The 16,473-nt window shown below is 63.6% G+C and carries 13 protein-coding genes; 11 read left to right on the forward strand and 2 right to left on the reverse strand.

The features are described from left to right. The first annotated feature begins 269 nt into the window (after positions 1 to 269). The 8 genes from ACP7BZ_RS11850 (at position 270) to ACP7BZ_RS11885 (ending at position 12,074) form a co-directional block, all read left to right on the forward strand. Entirely contained in the window at positions 270 to 857 is a 588-nt protein-coding gene (locus ACP7BZ_RS11850; protein ID WP_426113311.1) for a hypothetical protein, read from the forward strand. Between the two features lie 165 nt (positions 858 to 1,022). Then, the gene (locus tag ACP7BZ_RS11855) at positions 1,023 to 3,950 is read left to right on the forward strand and encodes a DUF349 domain-containing protein (RefSeq protein WP_426113313.1); all 2,928 of its coding nucleotides are present in this window, start codon (positions 1,023 to 1,025) and stop codon (positions 3,948 to 3,950) included. Next, complete coding sequence (gene moaE / locus ACP7BZ_RS11860) at positions 3,950 to 4,474, forward strand: molybdopterin synthase catalytic subunit MoaE (RefSeq protein ID WP_426113721.1); 525 nt, start codon at positions 3,950 to 3,952, stop codon at positions 4,472 to 4,474. Before ACP7BZ_RS11855 ends, moaE begins: the two co-directional genes overlap by 1 nt. An 8-nt stretch (positions 4,475 to 4,482) precedes the next feature. Then, positions 4,483 to 4,860 carry a fluoride efflux transporter CrcB gene (gene crcB, locus ACP7BZ_RS11865; RefSeq protein ID WP_426113722.1) on the forward strand — a complete coding sequence of 126 codons (378 nt, stop codon included), beginning with the start codon at positions 4,483 to 4,485 and terminating at the stop codon, positions 4,858 to 4,860. An 84-nt stretch (positions 4,861 to 4,944) separates the two neighbouring features. Next, positions 4,945 to 7,554 (forward strand): ATP-dependent chaperone ClpB, encoded by a 2,610-nt coding sequence (gene clpB / locus ACP7BZ_RS11870; protein ID WP_426113314.1) that lies wholly within the window; start codon positions 4,945 to 4,947, stop codon positions 7,552 to 7,554. A gap of 399 nt (positions 7,555 to 7,953) precedes the next feature. Then, entirely contained in the window at positions 7,954 to 9,252 is a 1,299-nt protein-coding gene (gene aceA, locus ACP7BZ_RS11875; RefSeq protein WP_426113316.1) for an isocitrate lyase, read from the forward strand. 172 nt (positions 9,253 to 9,424) lie between these two features. After that, positions 9,425 to 10,651, forward strand: coding sequence for a 23S rRNA (adenine(2030)-N(6))-methyltransferase RlmJ (gene rlmJ, locus ACP7BZ_RS11880; RefSeq protein WP_426113317.1), 1,227 nt, complete (start codon positions 9,425 to 9,427; stop codon positions 10,649 to 10,651). A 178-nt stretch (positions 10,652 to 10,829) separates the two neighbouring features. Further along, complete coding sequence (locus tag ACP7BZ_RS11885; protein WP_426113319.1) at positions 10,830 to 12,074, forward strand: EAL and HDOD domain-containing protein; 1,245 nt, start codon at positions 10,830 to 10,832, stop codon at positions 12,072 to 12,074. 75 nt (positions 12,075 to 12,149) lie between these two features. Here the strand turns inward: ACP7BZ_RS11885 and ACP7BZ_RS11890 are convergent, their stop codons facing one another. Both ACP7BZ_RS11890 and ACP7BZ_RS11895 read right to left on the reverse strand, forming a co-directional pair. Further along, a complete protein-coding gene (locus tag ACP7BZ_RS11890) occupies positions 12,150 to 13,169 on the reverse strand; it encodes a GGDEF domain-containing protein (RefSeq protein WP_426113321.1) in 1,020 nt (339 codons plus the stop codon). A 173-nt stretch (positions 13,170 to 13,342) separates the two neighbouring features. After that, the gene (locus tag ACP7BZ_RS11895; RefSeq protein WP_426113324.1) at positions 13,343 to 14,092 is read right to left on the reverse strand and encodes an SAM-dependent methyltransferase; all 750 of its coding nucleotides are present in this window, start codon (positions 14,090 to 14,092) and stop codon (positions 13,343 to 13,345) included. A gap of 142 nt (positions 14,093 to 14,234) precedes the next feature. Here ACP7BZ_RS11895 and ACP7BZ_RS11900 point away from each other — a divergent pair, with 142 nt between their 5' ends. The 3 genes from ACP7BZ_RS11900 (at position 14,235) to ACP7BZ_RS11910 (ending at position 16,473) form a co-directional block, all read left to right on the forward strand. Next, on the forward strand, positions 14,235 to 14,573 hold the full coding sequence (locus ACP7BZ_RS11900; RefSeq protein WP_426113326.1) for an ArsR/SmtB family transcription factor: 339 nt from the start codon (positions 14,235 to 14,237) through the stop codon (positions 14,571 to 14,573). A 22-nt stretch (positions 14,574 to 14,595) separates the two neighbouring features. Beyond that, positions 14,596 to 15,075: an arsenate reductase ArsC gene (locus tag ACP7BZ_RS11905; RefSeq protein WP_426113328.1), complete on the forward strand. Its 480-nt coding sequence runs from the start codon at positions 14,596 to 14,598 to the stop codon at positions 15,073 to 15,075. A 117-nt stretch (positions 15,076 to 15,192) separates the two neighbouring features. Further along, positions 15,193 to 16,473, forward strand: a complete 1,281-nt coding sequence (locus ACP7BZ_RS11910) for an arsenic transporter (protein ID WP_426113330.1) — start codon at positions 15,193 to 15,195, stop codon at positions 16,471 to 16,473.

Consider the following 16,473-nt stretch of genomic DNA (forward strand, 5'->3'; position numbering starts at 1 on the left):
AGGAGCTGCGGCGCCGCCAGCGGATGACACTTTCGGCCAATACAAGCCCGGAGAGTTTGCGCTAGATCAAACTCTGCGCCCCGGTCTGTCTTTACACTGTTTCTTCGAGCTCAAGACTAACAATCACAAGGGGCCCGGTCCCACGTCACAATTTGGTCTTTGTTTACCCGGTTTTAACCTGCTTTTTTATTCGTATTGTCCCGCGTTGACTGTTTTGTTGGCAAGCGGGCGCTCACCCACGCAAGGCCGCCGTTCCGTCAGGAGAATTCATGCTCACTGCAACTTATACGCTCGTGGCATTGTCAGTAGAACAAGCAAGTTTGCGCGCCAGCCTGCAGTCGCTGCAAAAAGTTGTGCACAGCCATTTCGCCGAGCAGGCCAGCCTCAGCGAAGGGCGCGTCGATTTCGCCTGCGATACGCTGGCGCGCGCGGTGCAGGCACCCCACTGGGCCAAGGTCGACCAGCATGTCGGCCCCGCCATTGCCGCGGCCAGCGATCCCGCTGCCAGCGCTGCCGCCGATGTGCTGCAACAGTTGCAGCGCTTGCACCAGGACGCCGAACGGCAACTGGCCGCCATCGACGCTGACTATGCGGGCCGGGCGCTCGACGGCGCCGCCGCAGTGGCGGCGTTTTGCGCCCGCGTCGACGTCGTCTGCGTGGCCCTGCTCGAGCGGCTCGAGCGCGAAAGGCAGGTGGTGTTTCCGCTGGCGCGCGCGGTGGTGTCGGGCGAAGCCTGGTTTGCCATCGCCAACCGCATGCTGGCCGACGACGCTTATAGCAAGGAAAACAAGCCGCTGCGGCGGGCGCCGGCGGCGGCGATTGCGCGGGCGGTGCAGCAGGCAACGCTGGTGCATTGAAGGGCGAGCGCGCCGGCGGCGTCGATTGCGCGGGCCGGGTCCAGCCGAGTGCAAAAAAATAGCGGCACCCTCACGTAGCAGCGCGGCAGCGTGGCGGCCGCGGCGAATCCACGGCGTGCGCGCCTTCTTGCTATCATGACGACTTTGAGCAATCGAGCCGACGTCATGCTGAAATTCCTCTTTAAACGTCCGGGCGACAAGTCCACCCAGACGCCTGCCGTGAGTGCCCTGTCCGAACAAAAAGCCGCCGCCGCCGCGACCGCCGCCAGCACGACGGCGCAGCGCAGCGCGCAAGCGGCGCAGTTGCAGGCGCTCGGCGCCGATGAGGCGCAAGCTGCCGACTTCATTTTGCGCTGCGATTTTTCCGAATTGCGCCTGACCGCCGCCGACCTGATCACAAGCCGCGCACAGCTCGAGCGCGTGCACGCCGCCATCCGCAATACCGACCGTCGGGTCGCCAAGCTGCTGCAGGGACGGCTTGACGCCATCCGCCACCATGATGCCGAGCTGCTGCGCGGCCAGGCGTGCCTGGCGCAGGCCGCCAGCCTGCTGGCCGATGACAAGCTGACGCCGAATCAGGTGGCCGAACTGGACCGGCGCTGGGCGGTGATCGCCGCCGCCGAACTGGGCGGCGCCTTCGATGCTGTGCGCCAGCAGCTGGGACGTCGCCTGGAAGCCCAGGTGGCCCTGCAGCGCGCCATGATCGATCGCCTGGCGGCCCTGCGGCAGCTGGGAGTGCCCGGTGCGGACGGGGAGGGCGCCGATGGCGACGCACTGGCCAGGCAATTTGCACGCATGCAGGCCGAGCAGCAGGCCGCCGTCAGCGGCGCCGAACAGGGCTCGCTGCCGCGTCCCCTGGTGGCCGAATTTGCCGTCCAACAGGCGCGCGTGCAAGCGTTGCTGGCTGCTAGCGAGCAGGGCCGCAGTGCCCTGGCCGCGCGTCGCGCCGCGCTCGATGCTTGGACGGCGGTGGCCGCTGCTTCGGCCACTGCTGCTGCAACTGCTGCTGTAACTGCTTCTACTACTTCTGCAACTGCTTCTGCTGCCGCTGCCGTAAACACCGCGGCGCTTGCCGAGACTGCAAGCGTCGATCTTGGCGCCAGTAGCGCTGCGCTGCCGGCAAGCGATATCGCTCAAGTGGCCGCGCCAGTGGCCGCCGACGCCCCAGAAGCGAGCGCCGCGTCAGCCACCACCCCAGCCGCCCCCCCCGGCGCGCTCAATGCCGACCTCCTGCGGCGCGAGTGGCAACGGCTGCCGGCAGTGCCCGCCGGCGCCGGCGCCGACGCCTTGCAGCAGCGTTTCGATGCCTTGCTGGCCAGCCTCGCCCGTAGCAGCCCAACGGGCAAGGGCGCTGCCAAAGCGCAGACCGGGCAGGCCAGCCATGGCGGCCCGAGTGGCCAGGCGGCGGCCTCGCCGTCGAATCCGTTTGGCGCCGGCGAACACGCCCGACCAGCGCGCGCCGCGCGGCCGGTCGGCCATGCCGATCCCCTGTTCCTCGACCAGCTGGCGGCGATGGAAGCGGCGCTTGAACAGGGCTCGCTGCACAGCGCAGCCGAATCGGACAAGGCGCTCAAGGATCTCAAGGGCGGCAAGCTCAGCCCGGCGCAGGCCGAGCGCCTGGCCCATGCGCGCGCTGAGCTCAAGCGCCTGTCCGACTGGGCCCGCTGGGGCGGCAATGTCTCGCGCGAAGAATTGATCAAGGCCGTCGAACAGCTGGCCGTGCAATCGCTGCCGATGGCCGAACTGGCCAAGAAGGTGGGCAGCATGCGCGAACGCTGGAAGGCGCTCGACACCCTGTCCGGGGCGGCGCCCAAATCGCTGTGGGAGCGCTTTGATGGCGCCTGCAGCAGCGCCTACGCACCGGCGGCAGCCCACTTCAAGCAGCTGGCCGAAGAGCGCCATACCAATGCCGCCAGGGCGCAAGCGCTGATCGATGAGGCCAGCGCGCAGGCCGCGAGCATCGAGGCCGCCGGCCTCGATGCCGATGCCGCTGCCGCCGCCCGCATCGACTGGAAGCAGATGGCCGCCAGCGTGCAGCGTTTGCGGCTGGCCTGGAGTCATCTGGGAGCGATCGACCGCAAGGACAAGAAGCGTCTCGACCAGCAGTTTGCCGCCGCCCTGAACATCATGCAAAGGCCGCTCGAGCAGCAGCGCAAAACCGAGGTCGGCCACCGCGAAGCGCTGATCGAGCAGGTCGCCAGCCTCGATCCGGGTGAACGCGGTGCGCTCGATGCCCTGCGCGCGGCGCAGGAACGCTGGCAGGAGCTGGCGCGCGCGCTGCCGCTCGAACGCAAGGCCGAGCAGGCCTTGTGGCATCGCTTCCGTGCCGCCTGCGACGCCGTGTTCGCCAAGCGCAAGGAAAGCGCCAGCGCGCTTGACCACGAACGGCGCGCCCACCAGGCGGCCAAGGACGCCATTGCGGCGCAACTCGAAGAGGCGGTCGCCACCATCGATGCCGGCGCTGCCCGCAAGCTGCTGCAGGAAGCGGCCAGCCAGTGGCAGGCGATCGGCGCGGTGCCGCGCGCGCTCGAAGCGAAACTCGAGCAGCGCTATCACGCCGCGGTGGCGGCCGTGCAGGCGAAGATCGACGACGACAAGCGTGCGGTCAGCATCGCCAAGGCGGGCGCGCTGCGCGACAAGCTGCGTCTGTGCCAACAGCTCGAGACGGCGTTGAGCGGTCTTGATGGCAGCGATGCCATCGATGGCGCCGCCTGGCAGCAGCGCTGGGCCGCCTTGCCGGCGCTGGCAGCCGAGTTTGAACAAGCACTGGCGGCGCGCTTCGCCGCCGCACTCAAGGCTGCGGGCGGCGAGCGCGCCGCCTATGTGCGCCTGCTCGAGCAGAATCGCACCGTGGTGCTGCAGGAAGTGCTGCGCCAGGAAATCGCCGCCGGCATCGATAGCGGCAGCGAGTTTGCCCGCGACCGCCTCAAGTTGCAGGTCGAAGTGCTGCAGTCGTCGCTCAAATCTGGGCAGAAGGGCGCCAATCAAGCGGCCCGCTTCGAGCAGCTCGCCGCCATGCCAGCGCTGGTTGACGAGCGCACTGCCAGCCGCATCGAGCAGCTGTTCGCCCGCGTCGGCAAGGTGGTGCGGTGATGGCCGCTGCTGCCGGCCATGGCAGCGTCGCCGCGCTGCGCCAGGTGCGCGTGCAGACTGCCGATTTCGACCTGGGCGCTGAAGTGGCGCTGCTGCGCGCGGGCGACCCGAAAGTGGGCGCGGTGGTCACCTTTGTCGGCACCGTGCGCGACCTGAACGATGGCGCGGCGGTCGCCGAGATGGAGCTCGAACACTATCCCGGCATGACCGAAGCGGCGCTGGGGCGCATCGTCGATGAGGCTTGCACGCGCTGGCCGCTGGCTGCCGCGCTGGTGATCCACCGGGTCGGTCCGCTGCTGCCGCAAGAGCAGATCGTGCTGGTGGCCGTCAGTGCGGCACACCGTGGCGAAGCGTTCGCCGCCTGCGAATTCATCATCGATTACCTCAAGACCGATGCGCCGTTCTGGAAAAAAGAGCAGACCCCGGCCGGCGCCCGCTGGGTCGACGCCCGCAACAGCGACGACGCCGCCATGACCAAGTGGGGACGCACCGGCGCTGCTGCGGCGGCAGGAGCAGACGCGTGACGTCGCCGCTGGCCTGGCTGGCGGTCGGCTTTGGCGCTGCCTGCGGTGCCTGGCTGCGCTGGGGCTTTGGATTGTGGCTGGGTACGGCCAGCGCGCGGCTGAACCTGGGGACGCTGGCGGCCAACCTGGTGGGCGGCTACCTGATCGGGCTGGCGCTGGGGTTTTTTAGCAGCCACCCCCAGCTGTCGCCCGAGTGGCGGCTGTTTGCCGTCACCGGCTTTCTGGGTGGCTTGACCACCTTTTCCACTTTCTCCGGCGAATCGATGCTGATGCTGCAGCGCGGCGATTATGGCTGGGCGCTGACGCACAGTGCGCTCCACCTGTTGGGTGCGCTGACCCTGTGCATGGCCGGCTTTGCCAGCTGGCGCGCGCTGGCCGCAGCGTAGCGATTTAAACACGGCGGCGGCGCTTGAATTCGCGCCGCCGTGGCCCAATCTGCTAGTGATCGAACATCATCTAGCGGAGCAGTCATGCGGCAAGATAAACTCACCACCAAGCTTCAGGAAGCCCTGTCCGACGCCCAAAGCGTGGCGGTTGGCAATGATAACCAGTACATCGAGCCGGTCCACCTGCTCACCGCCCTGCTGGCGCAGGATGACGGCGGCACCCGCTCACTGCTGCAGCGCTCTGGCGTGAATATTGGCGCCTTGGGCAATTCACTGCGCAGCGCCATCGACCGCCTGCCTAAAGTGTCGGGCACGGGCGGCGAAACCCAGGTGGGGCGCGAGCTGATGGCCATGCTCAACCTGGCTGACCGCGAAGCGCAAAAGCGCGGCGACCAGTTTGTCTCCAGCGAAATGATCCTGCTGGCGCTGACCGAAGACAAGTCGGAAGCGGGGCGGGTGGCGCGCGAAGCGGGCTTGAGCCGCAAGGCGCTCGATGCAGCGATCGACGCCGTGCGCGGTGGCGATGGCGTCAGTTCGCAGGACGCCGAAGGGCAGCGCGAGTCGCTCAAAAAATACACCATGGATTTGACCGAGCGGGCCCGCCAGGGCAAGCTCGACCCTGTCATTGGCCGCGATGACGAGATTCGCCGCACCATCCAGATTCTGCAGCGGCGCACCAAGAACAATCCGGTGCTCATTGGCGAGCCGGGGGTCGGCAAGACCGCCATCGTCGAAGGGCTGGCGCAGCGCATCGTCAACAATGAGGTGCCCGATTCACTCAAGGGCAAGCGCGTGCTCTCGCTCGACATGGCGGCGCTGCTGGCGGGCGCCAAGTACCGCGGCGAATTTGAAGAGCGCCTCAAATCCGTGTTGAAGGAACTGTCGCAGGACCAGGGCCAGACCATCGTCTTTATCGATGAGCTGCACACCATGGTCGGCGCCGGCAAGGCCGAAGGGGCGATGGACGCCGGCAACATGCTCAAGCCGGCGCTGGCGCGCGGCGAACTGCACTGCGTGGGCGCCACCACGCTCGACGAATACCGCAAGTACATCGAGAAGGATGCCGCCCTCGAACGGCGCTTCCAGAAAATCCTGGTCGATGAACCGACCGTCGAAGCGACCATTGCGATCCTGCGCGGCTTGCAGGACAAGTACGAACTGCACCACAAGGTCGACATCACCGACGCCGCCATCATCGCCGCCGCCGAGCTGTCGCATCGCTATATCAGCGACCGCTTTCTGCCCGACAAGGCGATCGACCTGATCGATGAAGCCGCTTCGAAGATCAAGATCGAAATCGATTCCAAGCCGGAAGTGATGGACCGGCTCGATCGCCGTATCATCCAGCTGAAAATCGAGAAGGAAGCGGTGCGCAGGGAAAAGGACGAAGCGTCGCTGCGCCGTCTGGGCCTGATCGATGAAGAAATCGCCCGGCTTGAGCGCGAGTACAACGACTTCGAAGAAATCCTCAAGGCTGAAAAAGCCATGGTGCAGGGGACCACCCACATCAAGGAAGAAATCGAAGCGGTGCGCCTGCAGATGGATGAAGCGAAGCGCCGCAGCGATTATGCCCGCATGTCCGAGCTGCAGTACGGCCGCCTGCCGGCACTGGAAGCGCAACTGAAGGACGCCGAGCTGGTGGCCACGCGCGAGCAGGCTGGCGCCCGTCCCAAGCTGCTGCGCACCCAGGTGGGGGCGGAGGAAATCGCCGAGGTGGTCTCGCGCGCCACCGGCATTCCGGTCTCGCGCATGATGCAGGGGGAGCGTGACAAGCTGCTGCACATCGAAGACAAGCTGCATGAGCGGGTGATCGGCCAGGACGAAGCGATCCACGCGGTGGCCGACGCCATCCGCCGCTCGCGCGCCGGGCTGTCCGACCCGAACCGGCCGTATGGCTCCTTCATGTTCCTTGGCCCCACCGGGGTCGGTAAAACGGAGCTGTGCAAGGCGCTTGCCACCTTCCTGTTCGATACCGAAGAATCGATGATCCGCATCGACATGAGTGAATTCATGGAGAAGCACTCGGTGGCCCGCCTGATCGGCGCGCCGCCCGGCTACGTCGGCTACGACGAGGGCGGCTATCTGACCGAAGCGGTGCGCCGCCGGCCGTACAGCGTGATCCTGCTCGATGAAATCGAAAAGGCCCATCCGGACGTCTTCAACGTGCTGCTGCAGGTGCTCGACGACGGCCGCATGACGGACGGCCAGGGCCGCACGGTCGATTTTAAAAACACCGTGATCGTCATGACGTCCAACCTCGGTTCGCACAAGATCCAGTCGATGGACAGTGACGATCCGGGCGTCGTCAAACTGGCGGTGATGGCGGAAGTGCGCAGCCATTTCCGGCCCGAGTTCATTAACCGCATCGATGAAATCGTGGTGTTTCACGCGCTCGACGAAAAAAACATCGGCGCCATCGCCAAAATCCAGCTGCGCCAGCTGGAAGAGCGCCTGGCCAAGATGGACATGGCGCTCGACGTCTCCGACGAAGCGCTGCAAAAAATCGCCGAGGCCGGCTACGATCCGGTGTATGGCGCGCGGCCATTGAAGCGGGCGATTCAGCAGCAGATCGAAAATCCCCTGTCCAAGCTGATTTTGTCGGGCAAGTTCGGCGCCAAGGACACCATCCCCGTGCGCGTCAGCCATGGCGCGCTGGTGTTCGAGGAAGCCCGGCCGCAGCTCGATAAAGCATAAGGGCAGCTCAGCCGCTGGCAACCCGCACCGCCGTCAGGCCGTGCGGGTTTTTTTACGGCTGCCGTCGGGCCTCGCCGAATATTGCTGATAGTCAACACTTAAAACGGCAAATACCCCGACCATGGATCGCGCTTGGGGCGGCTTTTCACCAGACGATAATCGCATTTCGCATCGTGAAATTGAGATGGCGCGCCACTCACCCATCCGTCTCACGACAAGGAAAATGATTTCGCATTCCGAAAAAGAAAAACTAAGTGATTGAATTTATTGATAAAAAATTTGGTTATATGTCTTATATAAGAGTGTGCTGCGCTGCGCCATCCGGGCTATGATAGATCCAAGGAAGCAGCACGTTGATCGCATTTTTAACGCATTTTTTACCCTACTCAGGAGAACACCATGGCAACTCGTGAACAGCAAATTTCGGCCCTCCAGCATGACTGGGACAGCAACCCGCGCTGGAACGGCGTCACCCGCTCGTACACCGCCGAGGACGTCGTGCGTCTGCGCGGCTCCCTGAAGATCGAGCACACCATCGCCCAGCGCGGCGCCGAAAAAATGTGGGATCTGCTTGAAACCGAACCGTTCGTCGCCACCCTCGGCGCGCTGACGGGCAACCAGGCCATGCAACAGGTGAAGGCTGGCTTGAAGGCGATCTATCTGTCGGGCTGGCAAGTTGCCGGCGATGCCAACCTGGCCGGCGAAATGTATCCCGACCAGTCGCTGTACCCCGCCAACTCGGTGCCGATGGTGGTCAAGCGCATCAACAACACGTTCCAGCGCGCCGACCAGATCCAGTGGTCCGAAGGCAAGGACGATATCGATTATTTCGCTCCCATCATTGCCGACGCCGAAGCGGGCTTTGGTGGTGTGCTCAACGCCTATGAACTGATGAAGTCGATGATTGATGCGGGCGCCGCCGGCGTCCACTTCGAAGATCAGCTCGCTTCGGTGAAAAAATGCGGCCACATGGGTGGCAAGGTGCTGGTGCCGACCCGCGAATTCATCGAAAAACTGACTGCCGCCCGCCTCGCCGCCGACGTCATGGGCACCAGCACCCTGGTGATCGCCCGTACCGATGCGGAAGCGGCCGACTTGCTGACCTCCGACGTCGATCCCATCGATAAACAATTCTGCACGGGTGAGCGCACCATCGAAGGTTTTTACCGCGTCCGCAATGGCCTCGAACAGTCGATCGCCCGCGCCCTGGCATATTGCCCGTACGCCGACCTGGTCTGGTGCGAGACAGGCAAGCCCGACCTCGAATTCGCCAAGGCGTTTGCCGATGCCGTGCACGCCAAGTTCCCCGGCAAAATGCTGGCGTATAACTGTTCGCCTTCGTTCAACTGGAAGAAAAACCTCGACGACGCCACCATCGCCAAGTTCCAGGTCGAGCTGGGCGCGATGGGTTACAAGTTCCAGTTCATTACCCTGGCCGGCTTCCATTCGCTCAATTACTCGATGTTCAATCTGGCACACGGCTACGCGCGCCGCAATATGACGGCCTTCGTCGAAATGCAGGAAGCCGAATTTGCCGCCGCCGACAAAGGTTTTACCGCCGTCAAGCACCAGCGCGAAGTCGGTACCAGTTACTTCGATGCCGTCACCCAGACCATCCAGCAGGGCCAGAGTTCGACCACGGCCCTGCACGGTTCGACGGAAGACGAACAGTTCTTCGACGAGAAAAAAGTTGCCTGAGTTACTCTGAAGTAAGTCTCTGAGAGCGGGGTCGAATCGCAGGATTCGACCCCGTTTATGCTTTGTGTGTGCTTTGTAGTGGATAATGGCGGAAATATTCGCGCCGCCATGTGCGCTCCCGCAGTCGCCGGGGACGTCTGGCCTGCCGTTCGATCCACTGACTGGAAACACCATGCTTAGCTACCGCCACGCCTTCCACGCGGGTAATCACGCCGACGTTCTGAAACATTTTGTGCAGACCCAACTGCACGAATACATGAATCAGAAGGACACCGCCTACACTTATATCGACACCCACTCGGGCGCCGGGGTGTACGCCCTCGACAGCGGCTACGCATCGAAAAATGCCGAATACGAGACCGGCATCGCCCCCCTGTGGGAACGCAGCGACTTGCCGGCACCGTTGGCCGAGTACGTCAACCTGGTCAAGGGTCTCAATCCCAGCGGCAAAATGCGTTACTACCCAGGTTCGCCTTATGTCGCCGACAAGCTCATGCGCGATCAAGACCGGTTGCGCCTGTTTGAGTTGCACCCTGCCGACGCCAAGATTCTCGCCGACAATTTCCGCAAGGTGGCCGAACACGCTGCCGCCCAGGGCCAGCTGCCCGTTGGCCGCGGCAAGCGCGTGCTGGTTGATCGCGGCGATGGCTTTCACGCCCTCAAGACCTTGCTGCCGCCACCATCGCGGCGCGCTCTGGTGCTGATCGATCCTCCGTATGAAGACAAACAGGACTACCGCAAGGTGCGCGATGCCGTCGATGAAGCGCTCGGGCGTTTTCCCACTGGCACTTACGCGATCTGGTACCCGGTGCTGCAGCGCATGGAATCGCGCTCCTTTTCCGACAAGCTCAAGCGGCTGGGCGGCAAGGACTGGCTCAACGTCAGCCTGACCGTGTCGACCCCGGGCCCGGACGGTTTTGGTTTGCACACCAGCGGCATGTTCATCGTCAATCCGCCGTACACGCTCGAGCCGATCCTGCGCCAGGTGATGCCCTACCTGCTTGAGGTGCTGGGCAAGGACGCCGACGCCACCTACCTGATCGAGTCGGGCATACCGCTGACGGGGGCCAGTGCAGCACGGCCCAGCGCTGGTGGCGTCGTCCGTATTCCAGTTGGCAATGCGCGGCGCGCCAGCCCGCTGTCGGGCACGGGCAGTTTGCGCCTGCCAGGCCAGGCACCGGCCGGCACGCCCGGTGCGGCCGGCGCCGTGGGGCCGCTGGGGCGCCCAGGCGGTGCCAAGCCCGCTGCAAAAGCCGGCCCGAAAGCAGCCGCCAAGACCAGCGGCCGCCCCGTCGCCCAACCGGGGCAGACCAGCAGCGGCCGTCCGGTCACCCGGCTGGGGCAGTCGGCCAGCGCCCGCCCCAGCGGTCCCAAGACCCCCGGTTCACGCCGGCCATAAGGGCCGGCGGCAGTCGTCCTGGATGTTGAAATATAAACAAGTCGTGGATTTATAGTATAGTCGAGCCCTGGAAAGCGCTGCTTTCCTGGAGCGCCGCTCACCGGTTCAAGTTTGCCGGCATGATCAGCGTGCCCGATACAGGGGGTGCTCCGTGCTCAATGATGTAGATAAAATCCAGATGTCCTTGCCTTTCGATGAGTTTTTCCTCGCGCGCCAGCCAATTTTGGGGCGCGACCAGCATCTGGTGGCATTCGAACTGTTGTTCCGCACGGCGGGCGCAACCGAAGCGAATGTCACCGATGACGAAGCCGCCACTGCCGCCGTCATCTCCCACGCGTCGCAACTTGGCATGGAGCATGTGGTCGGAGCCCAACTGGCGTTCGTCAACGTCAGCGAGGCAGCGCTGATGAGCGACTACGTGCGCTTCCTGCCGCCCGACAAGGTGATTCTTGAAATTCTCGAGACCGTCAAGGCATCGCCAGCGCTGATCGCCCGCATCGAGCAATTGCGCGCCCTCGGTTTCAAATTTGCCCTGGACGACATCGTCGCTGAATCGGACGATTTTCTGGCGCTGGTGGCGCTGGTCGATGTCATCAAGGTCGACATCAATGCGGTCGAGCCGCGGCGCCTGCCTGGCCTGACGGCGTCGCTGCATTTGCTGGGCAAGACCCTGCTGGCCGAAAAGGTCGAGACGCTGGAAGAATTCCGCAGTTGCCTGGCGCTGGGCTTCGAATATTTCCAGGGATATTATTTTGCCCGCCCCACCATCATGAGTGGCCGCACCATTGCGCCGAGCGAGATGGCGATCCTGCAGTTGCTCAAACTGATCGACTCCGACGCCGATAATGTGACCATTGAAGTGGCGGTCAAGCGCGACGCCCTGATCAGCCTCAATCTGCTGCGCCTGGTCAATACGGCAGCGGCCGGCGGCGGCGATCGCATCGACACCGTTGGCCAGGCCCTCGCTTCGCTGGGACGCCAGCAGTTGCAGCGCTGGCTGCAAATCCTGCTGTACGCGGCGCCCGGCGCCAAGGTCGAGATGAATCTGCCCCTGCTACAAATGGCGACGGCGCGCGGCAAGCTGCTCGAACTGATGAGTTTGAAACTCCACCCGGGCCAGCGCGCAGCCGCCGATACTGCCTTTACGGTCGGCATCCTGTCGCTCACCGACGCCCTGTTTTCGCTGCCCCTGCATGCCATTCTCGACACCGTCGACGTCGCCGACGACGTCCGCGCCGCCTTGCTCGAACGCGAAGGCGAGTATGGCGACATGCTCAAGGTGATCGAGCTGGTGGAAAAAGCGAAATCGGGCAAGCCGCTGGCAGCGGCCCTGCGGCGCATTGACATGAGCGTCAAGCAGCTGCGGGAAATCGAGATGGCCGCTTTCGAGTGGCTTAATGTGCTGGCCCAGGAAGTGCATTAAGCACCTGCCCACCCAGGTTCTTCATCGCCCGCCTGCTCCGCTTGGGAGGCAGGCATGGCACATTCGACGCCGCCTCTAGAAAAACTCGGCGGTATCGTTTGACGCCGGCAACTGCAGTTCACCGGTGGCGATGATGTCGTCGTAATGGCAGGTGCGATTGCGACCGTGGGTCTTGGCGTGGTACAGCGCCTGGTCGGCGTGGCCCAGCGAGGCCACCGGCGAATCGCCCGGCCGCACCCGCACATAGCCCAGGCTGACGGTGACGCTGCCCACCTGCGGAAACACATGGGCCGCCACATTGGTGCGGAAACGCTCGATGATCGCATGCGCCTGTTCGCTCGTTGCCGAGCGCAGCAGGATGACGAATTCTTCGCCGCCGAAGCGGAACACGCGGTCGTCGGCGCGGAACGACGACACCAGCATGTTCGCCACCAGGATCAGCACCTCGTCGCCATAGACGTGGCCGAAGCGGTCATTGACCGACTTGAAGAAATCGATATCGGCCACCACCAGCCACTGGCCCGCTTCGCTGGCCCGTTCTTCGGCGGTGGGGGCATGCAGGGCTTCGGCGCCGCCACCTTGCAACATGCGGCTCAACTGGCCATCGAAGGTCTTGCGGTTGAGTAAGCCCGTCAGGGAATCGCGTTCGCTGTAGTCGAGCAGATTCTGAAAATTGCGGTACACCCCGACGATGCCCACCACCATCGGCACCATGTCGGCGGCGAACTGGTCGCTGCGCACGATTTCCAGGATGGTTTCGGCTTTCTCACCGATCCAGATCGGCATCCACAACACGCTGTCACCCTCGTCGGTAGTGGCGCTGGCGCTGGCGCCGTGGCTGGCCAGGCAGGCGGCGAGGGCGGCAATCTGTTCGAGCGGGACGTCGCCGGGACTGGTGGTCGAGGGGGTGGCGCTGCTGCCGGCGATGCAGGCGCGCTGGCGGATCATGGGGCCATTGGCCCCCTCCACCTGGCTCAAGACCCGCGTCTGCTTGGCGGCTGACAATTCATGCACTGCGGATATAACGGCAACATCGAGCATAGCGTGATCGCGATGCCCGGTGATGTCTACCATGTGTTTCAGTAACGAATCCATCTCACTCTTGTTCCCAAAGCCTGCTGCCATCAACGGCCATGCTCCCGACAGCCCGACGGGCGAGCCGGGAGCTCGTTGTAACCTACTTTCGCAACCGTTTATTGTCGACAGATCGATTCTTTAAGGCAAGTTAATTTGGTTTATTCGGCGAACTTGTGTATTTTCCGCGTTTCCTACGCGGATAAAAGCAAAAACACCGTCGGTTTTTTATGAAAATCGGGAGTTTTGCCAGCGCTTACATGGCGCTTCCACGCCGCGCCATTCATTGTCTGTATCGATTCCGTCACCAAAGTGATGTCGGTGGCGACACAGATCAAGGTTGAATCATTGCAATTGGCAATCAAGGCTTCCAGCATGGCGCCATTGCGGTAGGGCGTTTCAATGAAAAGCTGGGTTTGACGCTCCTTGGCGGAGCGCTGCTCGAGTTCCTTGATGCGGGCCCGGCGCTGGGCTGCATCGGTGGGCAGGTAGCCATTAAAGGCAAAACTTTGGCCGTTCAAGCCGCTCGCCATCACCGCCAGCAGCAGTGACGACGGTCCCACCAGCGGACGCACGCTGACGCCATGCTGGTGTGCCAGGCGCACCAGGTCGGCGCCCGGATCGGCGACCGCCGGTACCCCCGCTTCCGACACCAGGCCACAATCGCGGCCAGCCAGCAGGGGAGCGAGCAGGCCGGCGAGGGCGGCTGGTGGGGTGTTCACGTTCAATTCGGCAATCTCGATTTCTTGCAGGGACCTCGCCAGCGGATGGTCGATCGCCACCAGTTTTAGAAACGCCCGCGCGGTCTTGGCATTCTCCGCGACAAAATAATCGAGGCCCGCCGTCAGCGCCTGTACCTGACCGGGTATCACGTGATTGAGGGCGCCGGGATGGGCATCGGTGGGGCCAAGGGTGTTGGGAATCAAGAACAGGGTGCCGGACATGGGTGCAGTCGAAGTGGGGTGGTGAGCCGCAGTATACCGAATGGCCGCCGTTTGTTCGATTGCAAAGGCGAGCGGGTCAGCCTGCTGGGTATTGATTCGATAATTCAATGATGATAGAATCATCGAACTAATGGAGACGCCCATGCACACCCCCGACGCGCTCATTGCGCTATCCGCCCTGGCGCAGGAATCACGGCTGGCGATTTTTCGCCTGCTGGTCACCCTGGGGCCATCTGGTCTGGCGGCCAGCAAGATTGGCGAGCAATTGAGCATTGCCCCCTCATCATTGTCGTTTCACCTCAAGGAGCTCAGCCATGCTGGCCTGATCACGGCGCGCCAGGAAAGTCGTTTTGTCATTTATGCCGCCAGCTTCACGCGCATGAATGGCTTGATTGCTTATCTCAATGAAAACTGTTGCGGCGGCCAATCTTGCATGCCGCAACAGCCAGCGTGCGGCGTCGATGCCGGTCCGCTGGTTTGATTACTTCACTGAAAGTTCTTTGATGCATATTCTTTTTCTTTGTACGGGCAATTCGTGCCGCTCGCTGATTGCCGAAGCGACCTTTAACCATCTGGCGCCGGCGGACTGGAAAGCAATCAGCGCCGGCAGCCAGCCGGCCGGCAAGCTCCATCCACGGGCGCTGGCACTGCTGCACGGCAAAGGCATTTCCACCGAGGGTTATTACAGCAAGTCGTGGGACGCCTTGCCCGTCACGCCCGATATGGTCGTCACCGTGTGTGGCAGCGCGGCGGGCGAAACCTGTCCCGCGTATCTGGGGCCGGTGCTGCGCAGCCATTGGGGTGTCGACGATCCCGGTCATGTGGTGGGGACGGACGAGCACATCACGGCGGCCTTCGAGCGCACTTACCGAATTTTGCGCGCGCGCATCGAGGCGTTTTTGGCGTTGCCGCTGGCGCAGCTGGCGGGAGACAGGGCGGCGCTGCAAGTTGAGCTCAACCGGATCGGCGCGCTGCCGGGCTGATTTTGCTGGCCGTTTTCATGCCGTTCTGCGAGGGGTCAATGGGACCGGCACGCTGCGGCGCCAGTCCCATGGGTGCCTCATCGATCGTCGTCACTTTCACTTATCCCAAGGTTTTCCGTGCTCATCGCTTTCCTGATTTTTCTCGCCACCCTGGTCCTCGTCATCTGGCAACCACACGGACTGGGCATCGGCTGGAGTGCCGCTGGCGGCGCCGTCGTCGCCCTGCTCGCCGGGGTGATCCACACCAGTGATATTCCGGTGGTCTGGCACATCGTCTGGAATGCCACCGGCACCTTCGTCGCCGTCATCATCATCAGCCTGTTGCTGGACAAGGCTGGCTCGTTTGAATGGGCGGCGCTGCACGTGGCGCGCTGGGGGCGCGGCAATGGCCGGCGCCTGTTCGTGCTGCTGGTGTTGCTCGGTGCTGCGGTCGCTGCGCTGTTCGCCAACGATGGCGCCGCCCTGATTCTCACCCCCATCGTCATCGCCATGCTGCGCGCGCTGCGCTTTTCCGCCAGGGCCACGCTGGCCTTTGTGATGGCGGCCGGCTTCATTGCCGATACCGCCAGCCTGCCGCTGGTGGTATCAAACCTCGTCAATATCGTCTCGGCCGACTATTTCAACATCGGCTTTGGCCGCTACGCCGCCGTCATGGCGCCCGTCAACCTGGTCTCGGTAGCGGCCACCCTGGGCATGCTGATGTGGGTATTCCGCAAAGACATTCCTGGCAACTACGACGTCGCCCAGTTGCGCGCGCCCGGCCAGGCCATCCATGACCGCGCCACTTTCGTGACGGGCTGGTGGGTGCTCGCCATGCTGCTGGTGGGTTTTTTCTGGCTGGAGGGGCGCGGGGTGCCAATCAGTGCAACGGCGGCCGTCGGCGCTGCCGTGCTGCTGCTGGTGGCGGCACGTGGGCAGCGCATCGCCACCCGCGCCGTGCTGGGCGCCGCGCCCTGGCAGGTGGTGATCTTCTCGCTGGGCATGTACCTGGTCGTCTACGGCTTGCGCAACGCCGGCTTGACCAGTTACCTGACGGCAGCGCTCAATGCCTGCGCAAGCTACGGCGTATGGGGCGCCGCGCTGGGTACCGGCCTGCTCACGGCGCTGCTGTCGGCCGTCATGAACAATATGCCCACCGTGCTGATGGGCGCCTTGTCCATCGACGACAGCACCGCGCACGGGGTGGTGCGTGAGGCGATGATCTATGCCAACATCATTGGCAGCGACCTGGGTCCCAAGATGACCCCGATTGGCAGCCTGGCCACGCTGCTGTGGCTGCATGTGCTGGCCAGCAAGGATATCAAGATATCCTGGGCTTACTACTTTCGCATCGGTATCGTCCTGACCTTGCCGGTGCTGTTATTGACACTGGCGGCACTGGCCGTGCGCCTTTCCTGA

Origin of the sequence: Massilia sp. PWRC2, from assembly GCF_049896725.1 — a bacterium.
Taxonomy (GTDB): domain Bacteria; phylum Pseudomonadota; class Gammaproteobacteria; order Burkholderiales; family Burkholderiaceae_D; genus JAFCUW01.